This is a genomic window from Microbacterium sp. RU1D, assembly GCF_900156435.1.
Taxonomy (GTDB): domain Bacteria; phylum Actinomycetota; class Actinomycetes; order Actinomycetales; family Microbacteriaceae; genus Microbacterium.
Window position 1 is genome coordinate 83,742 of record NZ_FTPQ01000001.1, and the last position, 20,861, is coordinate 104,602.

The 20,861-nt window shown below is 70.5% G+C and carries 14 protein-coding genes; 7 read left to right on the top strand and 7 right to left on the bottom strand.

The annotated features are described in order from the left end of the window. Nucleotides 1-5: 5 nt before the first annotated feature. From B0B15_RS00375 to B0B15_RS00395, 5 genes are all read right to left on the bottom strand, one after another. Nucleotides 6-680, bottom strand: a complete 675-nt coding sequence (locus tag B0B15_RS00375; protein WP_076672774.1) for a DUF624 domain-containing protein — start codon at nucleotides 678-680, stop codon at nucleotides 6-8. A 2-nt stretch (nucleotides 681-682) separates the two neighbouring features. Then, a complete protein-coding gene (locus B0B15_RS00380; RefSeq protein ID WP_076672775.1) occupies nucleotides 683-1,597 on the bottom strand; it encodes a carbohydrate ABC transporter permease in 915 nt (304 codons plus the stop codon). Beyond that, entirely contained in the window at nucleotides 1,597-2,535 is a 939-nt protein-coding gene (locus tag B0B15_RS00385) for a carbohydrate ABC transporter permease (protein ID WP_076672776.1), read from the bottom strand. Before B0B15_RS00385 ends, B0B15_RS00380 begins: the two co-directional genes overlap by 1 nt. 69 nt (nucleotides 2,536-2,604) lie before the next feature. Then, the gene (locus tag B0B15_RS00390; protein WP_076672777.1) at nucleotides 2,605-3,906 is read right to left on the bottom strand and encodes an ABC transporter substrate-binding protein; all 1,302 of its coding nucleotides are present in this window, start codon (nucleotides 3,904-3,906) and stop codon (nucleotides 2,605-2,607) included. Beyond that, nucleotides 3,903-5,915 carry a DUF2264 domain-containing protein gene (locus tag B0B15_RS00395; protein ID WP_076672778.1) on the bottom strand — a complete coding sequence of 671 codons (2,013 nt, stop codon included), beginning with the start codon at nucleotides 5,913-5,915 and terminating at the stop codon, nucleotides 3,903-3,905. Before B0B15_RS00395 ends, B0B15_RS00390 begins: the two co-directional genes overlap by 4 nt. Before the next feature lie 153 nt (nucleotides 5,916-6,068). Between B0B15_RS00395 and B0B15_RS00400 the strand changes: the two genes are divergently transcribed. The 3 genes from B0B15_RS00400 to B0B15_RS16865 are packed head-to-tail and all read left to right on the top strand — an operon-like array spanning nucleotide 6,069 to nucleotide 10,680. Then, nucleotides 6,069-7,994: a heparinase II/III domain-containing protein gene (locus tag B0B15_RS00400; protein WP_076672779.1), complete on the top strand. Its 1,926-nt coding sequence runs from the start codon at nucleotides 6,069-6,071 to the stop codon at nucleotides 7,992-7,994. Continuing rightward, nucleotides 7,991-9,091, top strand: a complete 1,101-nt coding sequence (locus B0B15_RS00405; protein ID WP_076672780.1) for a substrate-binding domain-containing protein — start codon at nucleotides 7,991-7,993, stop codon at nucleotides 9,089-9,091. Before B0B15_RS00400 ends, B0B15_RS00405 begins: the two co-directional genes overlap by 4 nt. Continuing rightward, on the top strand, nucleotides 9,088-10,680 hold the full coding sequence (locus tag B0B15_RS16865; RefSeq protein ID WP_076672781.1) for an acyltransferase: 1,593 nt from the start codon (nucleotides 9,088-9,090) through the stop codon (nucleotides 10,678-10,680). The genes B0B15_RS00405 and B0B15_RS16865 overlap by 4 nt, the downstream gene beginning before the upstream one ends. Nucleotides 10,681-10,783: 103 nt before the next feature. On the opposite strand, the gene B0B15_RS00415 is transcribed toward B0B15_RS16865, so the two are convergent. Then, on the bottom strand, nucleotides 10,784-14,650 hold the full coding sequence (locus B0B15_RS00415; RefSeq protein ID WP_256334115.1) for an RICIN domain-containing protein: 3,867 nt from the start codon (nucleotides 14,648-14,650) through the stop codon (nucleotides 10,784-10,786). A 147-nt stretch (nucleotides 14,651-14,797) separates the two neighbouring features. Then, the gene (locus tag B0B15_RS00420) at nucleotides 14,798-15,844 is read right to left on the bottom strand and encodes a LacI family DNA-binding transcriptional regulator (protein WP_076672782.1); all 1,047 of its coding nucleotides are present in this window, start codon (nucleotides 15,842-15,844) and stop codon (nucleotides 14,798-14,800) included. Between the two features lie 110 nt (nucleotides 15,845-15,954). Here B0B15_RS00420 and B0B15_RS00425 point away from each other — a divergent pair, with 110 nt between their 5' ends. The 4 genes from B0B15_RS00425 (at nucleotide 15,955) to B0B15_RS00440 (ending at nucleotide 20,854) form a co-directional block, all read left to right on the top strand. Then, nucleotides 15,955-16,878, top strand: coding sequence for a carbohydrate ABC transporter permease (locus tag B0B15_RS00425; RefSeq protein ID WP_076672783.1), 924 nt, complete (start codon nucleotides 15,955-15,957; stop codon nucleotides 16,876-16,878). Next, the gene (locus B0B15_RS00430) at nucleotides 16,875-17,813 is read left to right on the top strand and encodes a carbohydrate ABC transporter permease (RefSeq protein ID WP_218123521.1); all 939 of its coding nucleotides are present in this window, start codon (nucleotides 16,875-16,877) and stop codon (nucleotides 17,811-17,813) included. Before B0B15_RS00425 ends, B0B15_RS00430 begins: the two co-directional genes overlap by 4 nt. Nucleotides 17,814-17,904: 91 nt before the next feature. After that, nucleotides 17,905-19,263, top strand: a complete 1,359-nt coding sequence (locus B0B15_RS00435) for an ABC transporter substrate-binding protein (protein WP_076672784.1) — start codon at nucleotides 17,905-17,907, stop codon at nucleotides 19,261-19,263. Nucleotides 19,264-19,333: 70 nt separating this feature from the next. Beyond that, nucleotides 19,334-20,854 carry an alpha-N-arabinofuranosidase gene (locus tag B0B15_RS00440; RefSeq protein ID WP_076672785.1) on the top strand — a complete coding sequence of 507 codons (1,521 nt, stop codon included), beginning with the start codon at nucleotides 19,334-19,336 and terminating at the stop codon, nucleotides 20,852-20,854. Nucleotides 20,855-20,861 lie beyond the last annotated feature (7 nt).

The window sequence follows — 20,861 nt, forward strand, 5'->3', positions numbered from 1 at the left end:
TCGGTTCAGACGGCGGCGACCGAGGAGTCGGCCGGAAGCGCGGGGCGGAGGCTGAAGCGGGCGTTCGCCCACACGAGGTAGAGGGCGGGCGCGGCGGTCAGGCCGAGCGCCAACGCGGGCGAGGTGGTGAACAGCACGGCCTGGCCCGCGAGCACGAGCACGCTGACGAGGCTCAGGTACCAGCGGCGGACGGCCAGCACCGCGGCCGTCGACAGCACGACCCGCAGCGGCGTCCCGGGGGCCTCCACCAGTGCGGTGAGCGCGACCGGCGCGATGGCCACGACGAGCAGCGCGACCGTGCCGCACAGCGGCACGACGACGACGGCCCAGGATGCCGCCGACACGGCGCGCACGTCGACGAGCACGATCGCGAGGACCGCCGCCAGGAGGGCGCCGATGACGAGCGCCTTGCGCACCGTCCGTCGCCAGCCGGCGAAGAACGCCCGGACGACGCGCGCCTCCCCGACCCCGTGCGCGCGGAAAGCGGTGAGGGCACCGGCCACCGCGGGGGCGCACAGCGGCAGGGCGATGAGCAGGAGCGGCCACGTCCGTGCTGGATCGGTGGTCAGCAACAGGAACACCAGCGGTGCACAGGTGACGAGCAGCAGTACGTTCACCATGAGGCCGAGGTAGACCGTCGAGAACACGCTCGCGTACGTGTCGTGGGAGATGCGACGCACGATCAGCCCTTCATCCCGCTCGTGGCGATGCCCTCGACGAAGTACTTCTGTCCGAAGAGGAACACGATCGCGATCGGCACGACCGACATGGTCAGACCCGCGAACAACAGGGCGTAGTTGGCGTCGTACAGCGTGCTGACGAAGCTTTGCAGCCCGAGCTGGATGGTCCACAGATCCGGGTTCCGCAGGTAGATGAGGGGACCGAGGTAGTCGTTCCAGGTGTTCACGAACGTCAACAGCGTGAGGCTGGCGATCGCGGGGACCGACAGTGGCAGCATGATGCGCGCCCAGATCCCGTATTCGCTGAGCCCGTCGAGGCGGGCGGCCTCGGACAGGTCCTCGGGGATCGTGTCGTAGTACTGCTTCATCAGGAACACCCCGAACGCGCCGAAGGCCTGGATGAGGATGATCGCCCACAGGGTGTTCGACACTTTGAGGTTCGACAGCAGGATGAATTGCGGGATCATGTACGACTGCCACGGGACGGCGATGGTGCCGATGTAGACGAGGAACAGCACGTCGCGCCCCGGGAAGCGCATCCGCGAGAACCCGTACGCGGCGAACGAGCCGGTGAGCACCTGGAGGAAGGTCACGACCACGGCCAGCAGCAGCGTGTTGCGGATCCAGGTGAGCATGCCGGACTGCGTCCAGATGTCGACGTAGTTGCTCCACACCCAGGTCTCGGGGAACCACTTCACGGGGGCACTGAAGACGTCGTTCGGCGTCTTGAGCGAACTCATGATCATCCAGAAGAACGGCAGCAGGAGGGCTGCCGCCGCGACGATCATCACGGCGTAGCCGACGATGCGTCCCGCGCGCCGGGCGGGGTGGGAACCCGCGACCGGTCGCCGGCGCGGCGGCTTGGCCCCCGCGGTGACGAGCGTGCGGGTGGCGTCGGGGACGAGGAGGTCGGTCATCAGGCGTCCCGCTTCTTGTTGATGAAGAACTGCACGAGCGTCACGACGATGCACAGGAGGAACAACACGATGGATGCCGCAGAGGCGTAGCCGAACTGGTTCTCCTGGAAGCCCTTCTGGTAGATGAACTGCGAGAGCACGAGCGTCGACTGCCCGGGGCCGCCCTGCGTCATGACGAGGATGAGGTCGAAGATCTTGAACGAGTTGATCGTGAGCATCACGGTCACGAAGAACGTGGTCGGACGCAGACACGGCAGGGTGACGTTCACGAAGCGCTGCCAGACGCTGGCGCCGTCGACGCGGGCCGCCTCGTGCAGCTCACGCGGCACCGTCTGCAGCCCCGCGAGGAACAGGATCATGTAGTAGCCCATGTCGCGCCACGTGCTGATGATGACGACGGCGGGCATCGCCCACTCCGACGACGTGAGCCATCCCGGCGGGTTGTGCAGGCCGAAGAAGCGCAGGATCTCGTTGATGGGCCCGTACTCCGGGCTGAAGAGCAGGTTCCACACCACCGCGATCGCGACGATCGAGGTGATGTAGGGGAAGAACGCCGCGGTGCGGAAGAACGCCACGCCGCGCAGCTTGTTGTTCAGCAGAAGCGCGAGGCCGAGCGCGACGACCATCGTCAGCGGGATGTGCAGAGCCGCGTAATAGAGCGTGTTCAGCAGCGCGATCCGGAAGCTGCCGTCACCGATGAGTCGCTGGAAGTTGGCGATGCCGACGAAGGCCGACGAACCGAAGACGTTCCAGTTCGTCATCGACATGTAGAACAGCACGACGACGGGGACGAGCGTGAGGGCGGCGAAGCCCAGGAAGTTGGGGAGGATGAAGCTCCACCCGATGAGGGTGCTGCGCAGCGTCAGACGCGAGCGGCGGCGCGGCCGGCCCGGCTCGGTCTTCGACGCCCGGGGGCGCGTATCGGCGATGGTCGCCATGGTGTCTGTCTCCAGATCGTGAGGGGTGACCGGCCCGGAGCGATCCGGGCCGGTCACCGACCTACGGGGTCAGCCGACGCCGACCTCGCTCTTGACGCGGTTCTCGGCGGTGGTGAGGGCGTCGTCGATCGAGGTCGATCCCGACATCACGGCGGTGTGCAGGTCGAGCAGGATGTTCTGGACGGCGGCGGTCTTCGCCGAGGTGGGGTTCTCCGGCTTCGTCTCGTGCGTCGACCAGGCGAACTTCGACAGCTCGTCGGTGGGCGCTCCGGCGACGGCGAAGTACGTGTCGGCGACGCTCGAGCTCGTCAGCGCGGGCGTGATGCCCAGGCCCGCGAGCACCTGTGCGCCGTCCTCGCCGGCGGCGAAGGCGAGGAACTTCTTCGCGGCGGCGAGCTTGGTGGCATCCGCCGCCTTGTTGATCGCGAAACCGGTGGGGTCGCCGAAGGTGACCGGGGTCTCCGACTCGCCCGTGGTGGAGGAGTCGTACTGCGGGATGGGGGCGAAGCCCCACGAGAAGGCGTCGGCCTCGCCCTTCGCCTGCTGGGCGATGAGGGTCGCGACGTACCAGGTGCCCATGGGCATCATCGCCGCCTGCTGCTTGCCGAACTCGGCCTGGTAGGTGAGCTTGTTGGCGGTGACGGTGTTGTACTCCACCTGTGCGCCCGCCGACTGCAGCGACAGCGAACGCTCGTAGTACGGCTTCAGGTAGCCGTAGTCGCCCGCGAGGATGTCGACGTCGGGCGACTGCGCGTTCGCGAAGCCCTGGACGGTCGACTGCCAGCTGTGCTGATAGGTGCCGAGGGCGGCGGAGCCGGCGGCGCCGAGTTTCGAGGTCAGCTGCTCGGCGGCCTTCTCGTAGTCGTCCCACGTCCACGAGCCGTCGGGCTCGGCGACGCCCGCCCGGGTGAAAAGGTCCTTGTTGTAGAACAGCACCCACGAGTCCTGGCGGTAGGGCACGGCCCACGTCGCGCCGTCGACCTCGAACGCCTCCGCACCGCCGATGTCGCCGGGGAGCTCGACGTCGGAGACGTCGGCGAGCTGCCCACCGGACTGGTAGGTGATGAAGGTCTTGAGGTTCTTCTGCGTGACGATGTCGGGACCGGACCCCGCGGCGAGGTCGGCCGTCATCAGGGTGTCGTAGTTCGTCGAGTCGTACTCCTTGACCTCGATCGTGATGTCGGGGTTCTCCTCGTGGAACTTGTCGGCGAGGGCCTGGAACTCCGGCGTCGTGCTCAGGCTCCACCCCGACATCGACAGGGTGACGGGACCGCTCTGGGCGGGGGCATCCGACGATCCGCCGCTGCAGGCGGTCAGCGACAGGGCGGCGACGATGCCCACCCCGGTCGCGACGACGATCTTGCGCTTCATGCGTGCTGCTCCTTTGCGATTGCGTGCCGGGCACCGCTTCGGGCCCGAGAGTGCCGGTGCGCCCCGCGCGGGGCTCCGGAGTCTGTGAGGGGGGTGCGCGTCGAGAGGCCGTCGGGCCAGGTGACGACGGCGACGGGTTCGTCGCCCACGATCTCGAGCAGTGTCTCCGCCGCTTCGGCTGTCGAGGCGCCCGCCAGGGTGACGAGCCCGGCGAAGCGCACGCCGACCACGGCATCCCAGGTCAGGACGGGGATGGCCGCCGTGTCGCCGAGGGGGCTGGCCCCGCGGCGGATCGTCACGCGTGAGGTGGCCTCGGGGGTGAGGGCCCGGATGCCGGACACCCGGCCGTTCGCGTGGGCCTCGGCCGCGCCCGTCGAGGTGGCGTGCACGGGCGCGGCGCCGGCGAGCGCCCACCCGCCCATCCGCACGCGCAGCAGGTCGACGTCGACGCCCGGGGCGACGTGGTCGAGCCGTGCGATGCGCACCTCCCATGCGCCGCGGACGAGGGAGGTCACCGTCATCCGTCCGAGGGACTGCGCCGCACCCGCCAGGCCGGCGCCGTGACGGTGCGTCGTGGGCGCGATGTCCACGAGATGCACATCGGATGCCGAGGCGGCGACGCCGACGCCCTCGTGCACGATCGCACCGAGCGGCTCGAGTGCGGTGCGGTGCGTGACGCGACCTGCGGCGTCGACGAGGACGACGGCCTGCTCGAGCGGGTCGCTCCACGCGAGGTCGTCGAGCAGCGGCGCCGTGGCCGTGGAGTAGCTGATGCGCGCGTACAGGGGCGAGTCGGCCGTGGAGGTACCGGGGCGGGCTTTGTCGGTGCCGTGGTTGATGACGCGCACGATCCCGTCGGCGCGGGTGCCCGAGACGATCCATCCGGCGGCCGGGATGGCTCGGAGATCGTCGGCCTCGGCGATCGGCAGCGGTTCGTCGACCGCGCTCCAGACGGGGTGATCGGCGGGGAGCGCGATCCCCATCAGTCCCTTGACGGCCCAGTAGGGCGAACCGGGGCCGGAATACGACTGGGCGAGCGAGCGCCACTCACCGTGCCACCCGAGGGTGAGGATGCCGTCGGCATTCGGGGCACCGCGGGTGACGAAGTGATCGACGACGGCGCCGGCGGCGTGGAGCAGGCGCCCCGCCCCCGTGGAGGGGACCTCCGCGATGATTCCGGCCCACAACGGCGCCGCGGCCGCGAACCGGTAGATGAGGCTCCGACCCTGCAGGAGCGGCGAGCCGTCCGCACCGATGAGCCGCACGGCATCCTGGAGGAAACGGTCGAGACGGGCGACGTCGCCCGCGGTGCGGTCGCCGACGAGATCGGTGGCGCCCGTCATACGGGGCCAGAGCACGGGGTAGACGTGGAGGGCCCAGCCCACGTAGTGGTCGAAGGCGCGCTCGTCCCCGTCGGAGAGCCAGCCGTCCGCGCGGACGAACGAGTCGTGCCGCGCGAGGTCGGCGGCGATGTCGTCGGCCGACCACGGACCGCCGACGGAGCGCAGGAAGGTCTGCACGACGATGCGGAACCACACCCAATTCGTCTGCGGGTAGGTCGCGTCTCCCACGACGGGCGCGAGGTAGGCGACGAGCCGCTCCTGCGTCTGCGCGTCGAGCGAGTCCCAGATCCACTCGCGGGTGAGATCGAGGGCGAGGGCAAGGGATGCCGCTTCGACCTTGGCCTGCGCGTGCTCGTCCATGCGCACCCACCGGTCGGCGGCATCCGGGTCGACCCCGGTGCGCACTCCCTCCGCGAAGAACGCGATGAGATCGTCCACGCCCTCGCCCCGTGCACCGGCGATGCGGAAGCCGGCGAGGAGGAACACCCGCGCGAAGCCCTCGAGTCCGTCGACGGCTGCACCGTACCCGCCCTCGGCTCCCGGGAAGACGATGCGCCCGTGGCCCGGGGTGGCGTGGCGCCGCGCCGCGTCCAGCAGTGCGTCGGCGACGGCGAGCCAGTCGCTGCGCTGACCGCCGGCGAGGCGGGGAAGGGCGGGAATCGCCACGGGTTCTCCTTCGAAGACCGTCGTTCCCCCGAACGGGAAGGGGTGAACGATGGCGAGCGTACCAATCAGAAACGCACACCACAACATCTTTTCTGAATCGTAATGATCGTTTATGATCGAATCAGGCGGGAGGAGCCCGCTCGAAGGAGACCGATGTCGTTCCCCACCGCGCCCTTCCGGGGGCCGCTCGCCGCGCATCTCGGAAACGTCGTCGTGCGCCGCTTCGGCGACGACGCGCTGCCCGTCCCCCCGGCATCCGACCGCGCCGTGTGGGACCCGCTGACCGGGTCCGCCGACCGGGTCGGACTTCGCACCATCACGGCCCGGGCCGAGGCCGAGCGGTCGACGCCCTGGCCGCACCCCCGCGCGAGCGACGCCGCGCGCGTGCACCGCGACGGCGACCGCAGCGCGTGGGAGAACGCGGCCTTCGAAAGGCAGCGCCGGCTGAGCCGCGCGGCGATCGCCGCGGCGGCCACCCTCGACGACGCGTGGATCGACGAGGTCGTGGACGGCATCGTCCTGCTGTGCGAGCAGAGCTCGTGGTGCTGGCCCGCCCACGACGACACGTACCGCGTGCACGACGCGATCCTCGCGACCGTGACGGATCCCTTCGTGGATCTGGGGGCGGGCGAGGTCGTCGCGCAGCTCGCCTGGATCGACCACCTGCTCGGTGCGCAGCTCGACACGCGCGCTCCGGGCGTCCGCGAGCGCATCCGGCACGAGGCCCGGGTGCGGGTGTTCGAGCCATTCCAGCGCCGACGCGACTGGCACTGGATCGGTCTCGACGGCGACGTGCACAACTGGAACCCCTGGATCCACGGCAACGTCATCGTCGCCGCGCTGCGCCTGCTCGACACCGCCGGCGAGGCGGCCGAACGCGACCGCGTCATCGCCCTCGCCGTCGAAGGTCTCGACCGCTACGTCGCCGCCCTTCCCCCCGACGGCGCGATCGACGAGGGCTACGCCTACTGGTGGAACGGGGCCGCGCGCGCCCTCGAGGTGCTGGACGTGCTCGCCCACGCGTCGGAGGGGACCGCCGACGCCACCACGGTGACCGCTCTGCGCGAGACGGTCGCGTTCCCCCATCGCTCGCACCTGGGCGGCGACTGGTTCGTCAACCACGCCGACGGCCAGGCGAGGCCGCCCGTCGACCAGCCCTGGCATGCGCTGCACCGCGCCGCCCGCCGCCACGGCGACGCCGCCGCCGCCGCCTTCGCCGCGTCGCACCGCCACCCGGGCGCGCCCGCGGCCACCGAGCGCGAAGGCCTCGGCCGGTTGCTGCGCGCGCTCACCGATCAGGCCTGGATCATGGCATCCCCCGCTCCCCCTCCGCTGCCGCGCGACGTCTGGCTGGCCTCGACCGAGGTCTTCCTCGCGCGTGAGAGCGCCGGGTCCCGCGACGGCCTCACCCTCGTGGCCAAGGGCGGCCACAACGGCGAGCATCACAACCACAACGACGTCGGGTCGTTCCTCGTCGCGGTCGACGGCGTCCCGGTCCTCGTCGACGCCGGGCGCCCGACCTACACCGCGGCCACCTTCGGCCCCGACCGCTACGACATCTGGACCATGCAGAGCGCGTGGCACAACGTCCCCGTGGTGCGCGGCACCGTGCAGCCGGCGGGAGCGGATGCCACCGCGCGCGGCGCCGCCGTCGACCTCGCCGACCAGGCCTCGGCGTTCACCGTCGAGCTCGCGGGCGCCTACCCCGACGCGGGCCTCCGCACCTGGCGTCGGCGAGCACGGCTCGATCGGGCGGCCGGGCGCGTGGAGATCGACGACTCCTGGGCCTTCGCGGACGGCGCCCCGGCCGGAGACGACACCCGACTGCACCTGCTCGTCGCGGGCGAGGTGCGCCTCGAGGACGACGGTGCGCGGGTGATCCCGCCGGGCGGCGCGCGAGCGGCGCGCGTGCGCTGGCCGAGCGACGTCACCGCGACGGCCGAGGTGCGCGTTCTGGACGATCCGATGCTCACCGAGGTGTGGGGGGACCGCTTGACGCGCCTCGCCCTGCCCCTGGCATCCCGCACTCAGCTCCAGGTCACGGTAGAACTGGACACACCGATCGAGGATCACCAATGACCGACACCACGCCGCACCAGCCACTGGCCGCGGAACGCCGCGCGCACATCCTGAGCGCGCTGCACAACGACGGCGCCGTGCGCATCTCGCAGCTCACCGAAGACCTGGGCGTCGCGACGGTGACACTGCGCCGCGATCTCGCGCAGCTCGAGAAGGAGGGGGTGCTGCGGCGCGTCCACGGCGGGGCCGTCGCGGGGGAGAACGCCCCGCCGAGCCCGGAACCGCGCGCCGAGGAGACATCGGCGGGCTCGATCGCCGTCCTGGTCCCCTCCCTCGCCTATTACTGGCCGGGGGTCGTGCGGGGCATGGAGACGGCCGGCCGTCGCCTCGGCTACAAGATGCTCCTGCGCGGCGCCTCCTACGAGCTGCAGGACGAGCGCCCCGTGCTCGATCGTCTGGTCGCGACCGGAGATGTGCGGGGCCTCATCGTCGCCCCCAACACGGACACCGCGCATGCCGCCGACGTGATGAGCTGGCTGGCGGACTGCCCGGTGCCGAGCGTGCTCGTCGAGCGCGATGCCGTGCCGGAGGCGGGCGGCATCCCGATGGAGTCGGTGACCACCGATCATGCGCTGGGAGCACTGCTGGCGGCCCGGCACCTCGCGACCCTGGGCCACCGCAAGGTGGGGCTGATCCTCTCGCGCCACTCCCCCACCTCGCGCAAGATCGCGGCGGGGTGGCAGACGGCGTGCGAGGAGCTCGCCCTGACGCCCGCCGATCACTTCGAGCAGACCCTGCCCGATCGCACGAGCCCCGATTTCTCCGACGTGGTCAACGCGACCCTCGACTCGGCGCTCGCCACCGGCGTCACCGCCCTGCTCGTGCACTCCGACCCCGAGGCGATGGCCTTCGTCGACCTCGCCTTGACCCGCGGGATCTCCGTTCCCGACGACCTGTCGATCATCGCGTACGACGACGAGGTCGCCCAGCTCTTCACGCCCGCCCTCACCGCGGTCAGCCCGCCGCGCGCGAGCGTGGGCGAGGCAGCCGTGGAGCTGCTCGCCCGGCGTATCGCGGAGCCGGACCGGCCGGTGCACCGGGTCCAGCTGAGCCCGCGCCTGAACGTGCGCGCGTCGACGGCCGCCCCGCGGTCATGAGCACCCCCTCGGCGCGCGACTTCTCGCCGTGGACGTTCGCGACCGAGGCCCCGCCCGAGGAGCGTCGACGCGCCCGCGCGTACCTCGCCGCGCTGGCGGTCGCGCATCCCGACTGGCGGATCGGCGACGACGTCTTCCTCTCGGAGCACGCCGGCATCGATCCCGAAGCATTCGCGATCGGCGATCGCTCGTACGTCGCGACCGGCGCCTACCTCACCGGCACGGTGCGCATCGGTGCCGACTGCTCGATCAACCCGTACACCGTGGTGCGCGGTGACGTGCAGCTCGGCGACGCGGTCAGGGTCGGCGCACACTCCTCGATCATCGGCTTCAACCACTCCTTCGAGCCCGGCACCGAGGTGTTCCGTCAACCGCTGACCTCGCGCGGCGTGCGCATCGGGTCGGATGTCTGGATCGGCTCGCACGTCGTCGTGCTCGACGGCGTCACGGTCGGCGATCACGCGGTGCTGGCGGCCGGAGCGGTGGTGACGAAGGACGTCGCCGCCGGAGCGATCGTGGGCGGCAACCCGGCCCGCGTCCTGCGCTGGCGCGTTCCTCCTGAGCGGGGCGGCGACCCTCGGCGCGACGCCCTGGCCCGGTTCGCCGATCGCGCGCGCGACGAGCTGCCGGCGGTGCTCGCCGGGGTCGCGGTCGACGGCGGATTCCGCGACCGCTCCGACGCCACCTCGACGTTGCGCGGTCTGTGCGACGCCGTCGAACTGTCGGCCCTGCTGCACGACGCTCCCCCGCCCGGCGACGATCGCGCGGGATGGATCGACCGCATCGCGGTGCACCAGCGCCCGACCACCGGCCTCACGACCGACGCCGCCACGCTCTGGGACGACCCCGATGCGTCCTACGGCGTCCTGAGCGCCGGGTACGCGCTCGACCTGCTGGGCGGCCGCTTCCCGCACGCCCTCGCCGACGTCGTCGACGCGGACGCCGCCGGGCTGATCGCCCGCCTCGACGCCCTGCCGTGGGGCACCGATCCCTGGCGCGCGGGACATCATGTCGATGCGATCGGCACCGCCCTGCACTGGAGCGACCGTCGGCAGGATGCCATCCCCCCGGGATTCGCAGAAGCCCTGTTCGGCTGGTTGAGCCTCCGCGCCGATCCGGGCACGGGCATGTGGGGGCACCCCGGCGTCGACGGCGACCTGCGGCTCCTGGTCAACGGCTTCTACCGCGCCGCCCGCGGGACGCTCGCACAGATCGGCCTCGACGTCTCGCATCCCGAGGCCGTCATCGACACGGTGCTCCGGCACGCGCGCGACGACCGCTGGATGCGCCCCGACCGCCGCGACGCCTGCACCGTGCTCGACATCGCGCATCCGCTGTGGCTGACGCGCGCCACCGGATACCGCCGCGACGAGGTGCGCACCCTCGCCGCCGAGCTCCTCCGGCATGCCCTCACCGGCTGGCACGCCGACGCGGGGATCTCCTTCCGTCTGGATGCCGGAGAGCCGGGCCTGCAGGGCACGGAGATGTGGCTCGCGATCATCTGGTATCTCGCCGACCTGCTCGAGTGCTCCGATGCGCTCGGCTACCGTCCGCGAGGCGTGCACCGCCCCGAGCCCGCTCCGCGCTGATCGCGCCGACGTCTTGCTCTCGGGCGACCGGAGCGGCCCCGCAGGAACGACACGGCCGCGCCGCTCGCTTCGAGGCGAACGACGCGGCCGCGTGATCTCGATGTCAGCTCCGGGTGGAGCCTGCTCCGCGACGGCGGCGCCACAGCAACGCCCCGCCGAGCAGGAGCAGCACGGCCGCACCCGCACCCGTCACGGCGAGGCCTTCGCCGTGCATGCCGGTGTTCGCGAGGCCGCCCGCGGTTCCGCCCCACGCGGATCCGGGCGCCGTGGACGATCCGGAGCCGGGCGACGACCCCGCTCCGGCGCCCCCGGCGTTCGAGCCACCGCCGGCGCCGGAGCCGCCGCCGTTGCCCGAACCGTTCCCGTTGCCGTTGCCGTTCCCGTTGCCGTTGCCCGACCCGTTGCCGCCGGCACCCGGATCGACCGGGGCGGCTGCGGGGACGATGGCCGCGGAGCGTGCCGATCCGACCGCGAAGCCGTCCGCGGCCGCGGTGACCTCCACCGAGATCTCCCGCCCCTCGTCGGCAGCGGTGAGAGCGTAGGCGTCGGCCGTGGCATCCGGAATGGGCGCTCCGTCGCGCAACCAGGCGAACGAGAGCGCGGCATCCGCCGGGTCGGTGACGGCCGTGGCCCGGACGATCGAACCGACACGCGCTTCGCCGGTCACGACGGGGGTGTCGATGCCGACGATGCGGTTCACGGTCACCGTGTACGTGCGCGTGCTCCCATCGGGTGCGGTCACCCCCACGGAGCCCACGCCCGCGGCGTCACCCGGCTGGGTCACCACGACCGACGCGTCCTGGTCGACCGCCAGCGCGTGCAGGGTCGGCCACGCCGCTCCGGTGGACGAGACGGTGTAGGCGAGAGTGCCGGCGTCGAAGCCCTCCACCGGCTGGTCGCCGACGGTGAGGCGCGCGAGGTCGGCGATGCCGGCGAGCGACGCCGAGGCCGCGGAGATCTCGACCTCCGAGACGATCATGTGCGTCTGCGGGCGGGCGTTCAGGATCACACGGACCTCGTCGGCCGCACCCGTCACGGGGACGTCGACCTTCGGCGCACCGTTCGCGGGCGTCGGAACGGCGACCTCGTCTCCCCTCACCCAGCCGCCCCCGCTCACCCGGTGGTCCACACGCACGGTCGTGGGCCAGCTGAGCGTGCTGCCGTCCTTGTAGAACTGCACCGACACATGACTGAGGGTCTCGCGCTTGGCGAGGACGTAGCTCAGGGTGTCCTGCGTGTTCTTCGTGCCGCCGCGCCAGTTCGACCAGCCCTTGTCGGTGGTGACACCGTTGATGGTGTTCGCGACGGGGTACCCCGACTCCGTGTACGTCGCCGACGGCGTGCTCTGCGGGGCGACGTTGTTCGCGGCCGCGTCCGTGACGATGACGGTCAGTTTCGCGTCGAGACGCTCACCGGCGGGGCCCGTCGCGACACCGGTCACCGAGACCGTCCCCGGCTGCGCGAAGGCGGAGTCCACCACACCGTCCCAGTTCCACTCAACGGGAAGGGAGAAACCCGCACCCGACGGGGTGAGCTCGGCCTGCACCGTGGTGTCCGCCTGGCTCTCGACGGCAGAGAGGGCGCTCCCGGCGGCCACGGTGACCGAGGCGGGACGCGTGGCGGTGTAGGCACCGACCTCGACCGTCGCCGTCGCCTCGAACGCTCCGCCGAACAGATCGGTGCCGGCACCGCGGACCGTGACGGTTCCGGGCGTGGAGAAGTCGACACCGTCGAGCTGCCAGATCACGGGCGCACTGCGCCGGATGCCACCGGCGTAGCGGACCGTCACGGTCGCGGGGAGGGACGGCGTCGCGCCGACGGCCGTCGCGGCCGAAACCGGGTCGGTGCCCACGACCGTGGTGCCGGCGATCTTCCACTGCTGGTTCCCGCCGCCGTTGGAGGTCCACAGGCCCACGGTCGCGCCGGGCGTGGTGCTGGCCTGGTTCACGTCGAGCACGCGCTCGCCCGCCACGTTCAGCACCGAGTAGTACTCGCCGTCCGTGGTCGACGCCATCCACTGCGTCGCGGGGTCGCCCGCGGCCGCGGCCGGATCGGCATCCACGAGGGCCGTGCCGCCGTTGCGGGATGCCAGGAACTTCCCCGTTCCGTTCTGCAGGGTGAAACGGTGCCGGTTCGTGCCGGCGCCGTCGATCGTGCGAACGGTCCACGACTGAGCACGGGCGGCCTCGGCGGTCGTCGCGGTCGCGCGGATGGCGACGCCCGAGGACGCATCCAGGGCCAGGCCGCTCTGCAGGCCGGTGAGCTGCACCGTCTGACCGTCGCGGAAGGCCGCGGCGTCGTCGGAGACGCCCGAGACGCCGTCGATCACGAACGTGGTGACCGACTTCGCGGGCACCGTCAGGGTGGCGGTGCGCGTCGCCGGGTCGACCGCGACCTTCTGACCCTCCTGGAGGGCGTTGACCGTCGGCTGCGCGACCGTCGACTCGGTGGTCACGATCGGAGTGACGGTGGCACCGGGGGCGATGCTCGCGAAGTCGCGCAGGTCGATCTGCACCGTCTTGGCGGAGTCGTCGCCGTTCACGTGCACGATCGTCGCGCCCTGGCCGTCGGCGTCGACCGCCGCGGTGGACCGCGCGTCGTCGGTGGACATCAGACGGTCGCCGGGGTGGATGTAGTGCGTGAAGTTGCGGACGGTGTTGTACTTCTCGTTCGTCAGCACCTTGCACGACGGGTCGGCCTCGCCGTCGGCGATGCGGCGGAGCGACTTGCCCTCGGCGTTGCAGTCGAAATCGATGTAGACGCTGCCCCAGTTGAGGTTCTCGACCTTCTGCATGTTGTAGAGGTCTTCGACCGGCTGCCAGAACACCCAGGCGGTCGGTTCGAGCTCGCGGAGGTCGCCGACGATGTGCTCGGCCATGCCGATGCCGTTGTCGATGTCGTCGGTCCGGAAACCCCCGGCCGTCCAGTTGCCCTCGACCTCGCTCATCCACAGCGGCTTGTCGGCGGCCTTGGCGATGTCGCGCACGACCTGGCGACCACTCGTGCCGTAGGTGTGCACGTTGAGCTGGTCGACGAGGCTTTTCGACTGCGCCGACCAGGTGTTCCAGTTCGACGCGAAGATCCCCGGGTTGGTCTCGTCCATCGCCGAGATGACGGCATCCGTGGTCGTGCTCGGCTGGGCGAGGCGGGCGGAGAGGGCTTTGACCATCGCGTCCTGCGCCTGCGGGCCGATGTGCGCGCCCTCCTGGCGCCCGCCCGTGGGCCACGTCGCCCCGTTCGGGATCTGCGTCTGCCAGTAGTTCGTGTTCGGCTCGTTGAACGGGTCGATCGTGTCGAACCGGATGCCATGGGCCTTCTCGAGCTCGTCGACGACGGTGACGAGGTACCCGGCGAATTTCTCCATGTCCGCCGGGGCGAGCTGCTCGCTGGTGGCGTTGTTGATGCCGCCGGAGACGTATCCGCTCTGCGTGAGGAAGTAGGGCGGGGAGTTGCTGAACGCCTCCCAGTGGGTGACCTTGTCCTTCAACGCGTCGATCCACCACCGCTGCGCCGAGTCGGCGTCGAAGTCGTACGCATCCGGGTCGTCGGGGTTCCAGGCGGCCTTGTACCGGGCTCGGTCGGCGTAGGTCGAGGTGATCGCGCCCTGCGCGTCGGTGGCGCCGAGGTCGGGATTCCAGAAGCCGGGCACCGCTCCACCGGGGCGCAGGTACGCCGGCACGTCGGAGGCGTTGCCGCCGCCGATGTTGTACCGGGCGATGTTGAGGTTCAGACCTTCGTCGCCGAACACCGCGTCGAAGAGCTTCTGGCGCACGTCGGCGGGGTAGTTGCCGGTGGCGTTGGCGAACCACACCAGGCTCGTGCCCCACCCCTCGAAGGGGTCCGCTGCCGTCGCGGGGTTGGGGGTGATGCGCACCGTCGCGGTGGTCGGTTCCGCTGCGGCTGCGGGCGCTGCCGTCGCGGTGGTCGTCGCCGCGATCCCTCCGGCGGCCAAGGCGACAGCACAGGTCATCGACAACAGTCGAGCTGACTTCATCGTCGTTCCGATCCGGCCGCATCGTCGCGGCCCTCGTGGGTGGGGATGTTGACGTCAACATGTTGACGTCAACATCGAACCTAGCGGAGGGTCGCGCCGAGACGCAATGCCCCGGAGCCGTCCTCAGCGGCGCGGGCCGGAGCTCTCCCGCACGACCAGCGAGGTCGGCACGAGAGTGCGCGCGTGCTCGCCGCCGCTGCCCTCGATGTCGGCGATCAGCGCCGTCATCGCCTCCTCGCCCACGCGCTCGAAGCGCTGGCGGACCGTCGTCAGCGGGGGCCAGAAGTTCGCCGACTCCGGCATGTCGTCGAAGCCGACGACACTGACATCCGCGGGGACGGCGCGCCCCGTCTCGTGCAGCGCGCGGATGACGCCGAGCGCCATCTGATCGTTGGCCGCGAATACGGCCGTGACCTCCGGCATCGTCGCGAGCGCGAGGCCGATGCGGTGCCCCGACTCGGCCGTCCAGTCGCCGATCTGCACCTCCGGCACGCGGCATCCGCGTTGCTCGAGGGCGGCGCGCCAGGCGTCGCGGCGACGCTCCGCAGCGAACGACTCGGGCGGCCCCGAGACGTGCCACACCGTCTCGTGACCGAGGTCGAGGAGATGCTCCGTCGCGAGCCGAGCGCCCTGCGCCTGGTCGTTGTCGACCACCGCGTAGGGATAGTCGGCGCTGGAGTCGACGACCACGACCGGCAGTCCCGACGGGATCGACAGCTCGTTCTCACCCAGGCGGTGGGTCTCGATCAGGATGACGATGCCGTCGACGGCGTGCTCGCGCAGGCGGAGGAAGGCGCCCGAGACGTCGGACTGCGACGCCGAGTGCACGGTGATGAGGGTGATGGAGTATCCGGATGCCGCTGCCATCGACGCGAGCGCGTCGAGGGTACGGGTGTTGCCGTAGGAGCTCAGCGAGAACATGATGACGCCGATGCTGCGGAACCGTCCCGAGCGGAGGGCGCGCGCCGCACTGTTCGGGCGGTAACCCAGGGTGGACATGGCATCGAGCACCCGCTGCCGCGTCTCGGGGTCGACGTTCGCACGGCCGTTGGCCACGCGCGAGACGGTCTGGCCGGAGACACCCGCCGCCGCGGCAACGTCGGCCATCGACACCTCCCGCCGACGCTCGCGCGTCGGGATCGCGGTCGACGTCGTCGTCGTTTCGCTCATGCCTGCCCCCTGAAGATGTTGACGTTGACACCCTAGCGGGGGCGGGTTATGTTTACGTCAACATCCCGACGACCCGGCCGGGATGCGCACCAACGAAGAGGCACCGGACGATGACGACCACCGCGGCACCCCCGCCCGCCCTGCGCACCCCGCGGCGCAAGCGGCGCGCACGAATCGACGATCGAGGCTGGCTGTTCGTCGCCCCCTTCGCTCTCGTCTTCGCGCTCGTGTTCCTGGCACCGCTGGCGTACAGCGTCTACCTCAGCCTCTTCCGCGATCAGCTCATCGGCGGCAACGCGTTCGTGGGTCTCGAGAACTACGTCACCGCGTTCGGCGACCCCAAGTTCTGGGACGGATTCGGACGCGTCGCGGTGTTCCTCGTCGTGCAGGTGCCGGTCATGCTGCTGCTGGCCCTGGCCGCGGCCCTCGCGATCGACAGTGCCCGACTGCACGCGGCGGGTTTCTACCGCATCGTGATCTTCCTGCCCTACGCCGTACCCGCGGTCGTCGCCGTGCTCATGTGGGGCTACATCTACGGCGACCAGTTCGGCCTGACACGCAACCTCAACGACCTGCTCGGCGGGCAGTTCGTCCAGCCCTTCGTGCCGGAATGGATGCTGCTGTCGATCGGCAACATCGTGACGTGGCAGTTCGTGGGCTACAACATGCTCATCTTCTACTCATCGCTGAAGACCATTCCCGGCGAGCTGTACGAAGCGGCATCCATCGACGGGGCGGGCGCCTGGCGCACGATCTTCTCGATCAAGATCCCGGCCGTGCGCGGCGCGATCGTCATCGCCACGATCTTCTCCATCATCGGCAGCTTCCAGCTCTTCAACGAGCCCAACATCCTCAAGCCGCTGGCCCCGAACACCATCTCGACGTTCTTCACGCCGAACATGTACGCCTACAACCTCTCGTTCGCCGGCCAGCAGTACAACTACGCCGCCACGATCGCCATCATCATGGGCGTCATCACCGCGGTGATCGCCTACGTCGTGCAGCTGCGCGGCTCACGTCAGGAGGCGCGATGACCACCGCGACCGCACCCCGCACCGACACGGTCGCCGTGACCACGCCCCGCACCGGCCGCGCCGGCACGCGCTTCGCGCGCACCTCGCCCACGCGCAGCAAGAAGTCGATCGTGCTGAGCATCGTCATGGGCCTGTACCTGCTGTACACGCTCGTGCCGCTGTTCTGGCTCGTCATCAACGCCACCAAGACGCAGCCCGACCTGTTCACGACCTTCGGTCTCGGACCGGGCAACAGCTTCGCCCTGTTCGACAACATCGCGCAGACACTGACCTACCGCGACGGCATCTTCGTGCGCTGGCTCGGCAACACGCTGCTCTACGTCGTCGTCGGCGCGGGCGGCGCGACCCTGCTCGCGACCCTCGCCGGGTACGGGCTCGCGAAGTACAACTTCCGCGGTCGCAAGGCGGTCTTCGCCGTGGTGCTCGGCGCGATCGCCGTCCCCGGAACCGCCCTCGCCGTCCCGACGTTCCTGCTGTTCAGCCAGCTCGGCATCACCAACACCCCGTGGGCGATCATCATCCCCTCGCTCATCAGCCCTTTCGGGCTGTACCTCATCTGGGTGTACGCGAGCGACGCCATCCCCACCGAGCTGCTCGAGGCCGCGCGCATGGACGGCGCGGGCGAGTTCCGCACGTTCTTCACCATCTCGATCCGCCTGCTCACGCCGGGCATCGTGACCGTGCTGCTGTTCGCCGTCGTGGCGACCTGGAACAACTACTTCCTGCCGTTGATCATGCTCAGCGACCCCTCGTGGTACCCGCTCACCGTCGGGCTCAACCAGTGGAACGCGCAGGCCATCGGCGTGGGCGCCCAGCCCATCTACAACCTCGTGATCACCGGGGCGCTGCTGTCGATCCTCCCGATCGTCGCCGCGTTCCTCGTGCTGCAGCGCTTCTGGCAGTCGGGCCTGAGCGCCGGCAGCGTCAAGCAGTGATCCGCTGACCCCCCACACCGCCTCGTCCCGGCACGGGCACGTCGCACCTGCATCCGCAACACCATCCACAACAACGAAGTAGAGGAAACCGATGACATTCATGCGCAAGGGCTCCGCCGTGCGGCGGACCGTCTTCGCCGTCGCCGCGACCGCCCTGTCGGTCGGCGCGCTCACCGCGTGCTCGGGCGGCAACGCCGGCGGCGCTGCCGCGGGCTCGGCCGACGACATCGAGAAGGCCCTCGAGGCCGGCGGCGAGATCACGTACTGGTCGTGGACGCCCTCGGCCGAGGCGCAGGTCGCGGCGTTCGAGAAGAAGTACCCCAACGTGAAGGTGAACTACGTCAACGCGGGCACCAACACCGAGGAGTACACGAAGCTCCAGAACGCGATCAAGGCCGGCTCGGGCGCCCCCGACGTCGTGCAGATCGAGTACTACGCCTTCCCGCAGTTCGCGCTCTCGGACTCGCTGCTCGACCTGTCGTCGTACGGCTTCGGCGACCTCGAGGACGACTACGCCACGGGCCCGTGGGGTTCGGTCGACTTCGACGGCAAGATCTACGGCCTTCCGCAGGACTCGGGCCCCATGGCCCTCTTCTACAACAAGAGCGTCTTCGACCAGTACGGCATCGCCGTGCCCACCACGTGGGACGAGTACTACGCCGCCGCCCAGAAGCTGCACGCGGCCGACCCGACCAAGTACATCACCGCCGACACCGGCGACTCCGGCTTCACGACCAGCATGATCTGGCAGGCCGGCGGCACCCCCTTCACGACCACGGGCGACGCGGGCACCGATGTCACCATCGACCTGCAGGACGACGGCTCGAAGAAGTTCGCCGAGAACTGGAACCGTCTGATCGAGGGCGATCTGCTCGCGACCACGCCCAGCTGGAGCGACGAGTGGTTCAAGGGCCTCGGCGACGGCTCGATCGCCTCGCTCGTCATCGGCGCCTGGATGCCCGGTGTGCTGGAGTCCTCCGTGGAGGACGGCGCCGGCAAGTGGGCCGTGGCCCCCATCCCCACCTACGACGGCACGCCGGCGACCGCTGAGAACGGCGGCGGCGGCCAGGCCGTGACCAAGCAGAGCAAGAACCCCGCCCTCGCGGCCGGCTTCCTGAAGTGGCTGAACAACGACGAGGAGAGCCTGCAGATCTTCGCGGAGTCGGGCGGCTTCCCCTCGACCACGGCGCAGCTGAGCGACCCCTCGTTCGTCGACCAGAAGTCGGAGTACTTCGGCGGTCAGCAGATCAACCAGGTGCTGACCCAGGCGTCCAGCGACGTCGTGAAGGGCTGGAGCTACCTGCCGTTCCAGGTCTACGCGAACAGCATCTACAGCGACACCGTCGGCCAGGCGTACGCCAACAAGACCGACCTGAACGAGGGTCTGACCACCTGGCAGGACCAGCTCGTCCAGTACGGCAACGACCAGGGCTTCTCGGTCAACAAGTAACGAGAGTCACCGGGGCGGGCCGCAGCGAACGCATGCGGCCCGCCCCTCCCTTTCCCTCCCGAGGAGAGCCATGAGCACCCCCACCCGCATCCGCATCGACCGTTCCGCGGTCGGCTCCGTCGTCCCCCGCCGTCTGTTCGGTTCGTTCGTGGAACACATGGGCCGCTGCGTGTACGACGGCATCCATTCGCCCGGGCACGACAGCGCCGACGCCGCCGGCTTCCGCGCCGACGTGCTCGACCTCGTGCGCGAGCTCGGCGCCACGGTCGTGCGCTACCCGGGCGGCAACTTCGTCTCGGGCTACCGGTGGGAGGACGGCGTGGGCCCCCGCGAGGAGCGGCCGGTCCGCCTCGACGCCGCGTGGCACAGCACCGAGACCAATCAGGTGGGTCTACACGAGTTCGCCGAGTGGGCGGATGCCGCGGGCCTCGAGGTCATGGAGGCCGTGAACCTCGGCACGCGCGGCGTCGCCGAAGCCGCCGACCTGCTCGAGTACGTCAACCACCCCTCCGGCACGGCGCTGAGCGACCGCCGCCGCGCCAATGGCCGCGACGAACCGTTCGGCATCCGGCTGTGGTGCCTCGGCAACGAGATGGACGGGCCGTGGCAGATCGGGCACAAGACGGCCGACGAGTACGGACGCCTCGCCGCGGAGACCGCGCGCATGATGCGCTTCATCGACCCGGCCGTCGAGCTCGTCGCCGCCGGCAGTTCGAACCACGAGATGCCCACCTTCGGAGAGTGGGAGCGCACCGTGCTCCGGCACACCGCCGGTCTCATCGACCACATCTCGGTGCACGCCTACTACGAGGAGGACCCGGCTGACCCGGCGAGCTTCCTCGCCAGCGGTGCGGCCCTGGACCGCTACATCTCGGACGTCGTCGAGATCATCGACGAGGTCGGTGCGACCGCCCCCGACGGCGGCACGATCGGCATCAGCGTCGACGAGTGGAACGTCTGGAACCAGACGCGCTGGAACGAGGTCGACAAGCCGCGGGTCTTCACCGGCGACTGGCCGATCGCCCCGCGCCTGATCGAGGACGACTACACCGTCACCGACGCCGTGGTCGTCGGATCGCTCCTCATCACGCTCATCCGCCGCTCCGACCGCGTCTCGATGGCCAATCTCGCGCAGCTGGTGAACGTCATCGCCCCGATCCGCACCGAGCCGGACGGGGGCGGCGCCTGGCGGCAGAGCACCTTCCATCCCTTCGCCCTGACCGCGCGCGCGGCGTCCGGACGCGTGGTGGACCCCGTCGTCGAGGGCGCCACGATCGACACCGCCCGGCACGGCGCGGTCGCAGCCGTCGACGCCGTCGCGACCGTCGACGGCGACAACGTGGCGGTCTTCCTCGCCCACCGCGACCTGGACGCCGCCACCCCGGTCGAGCTCGATCTGGGGCCGGTCGCCGACGTCGACGCCGTCGTGATCACGATCCCCGAGGGCGGCGATCGCCACACCACCAACTCGGTCGACGCCGAGCCCGTCGCCCCCACTCCCCTGCCCGTCGACGTCGGCGCCGACGGCATCCTGCGCTTCACCCTCCCCGCCCTCGCCTGGGTGCGCCTGACCGCGCGCCTCACCGCCTGACCCCGAA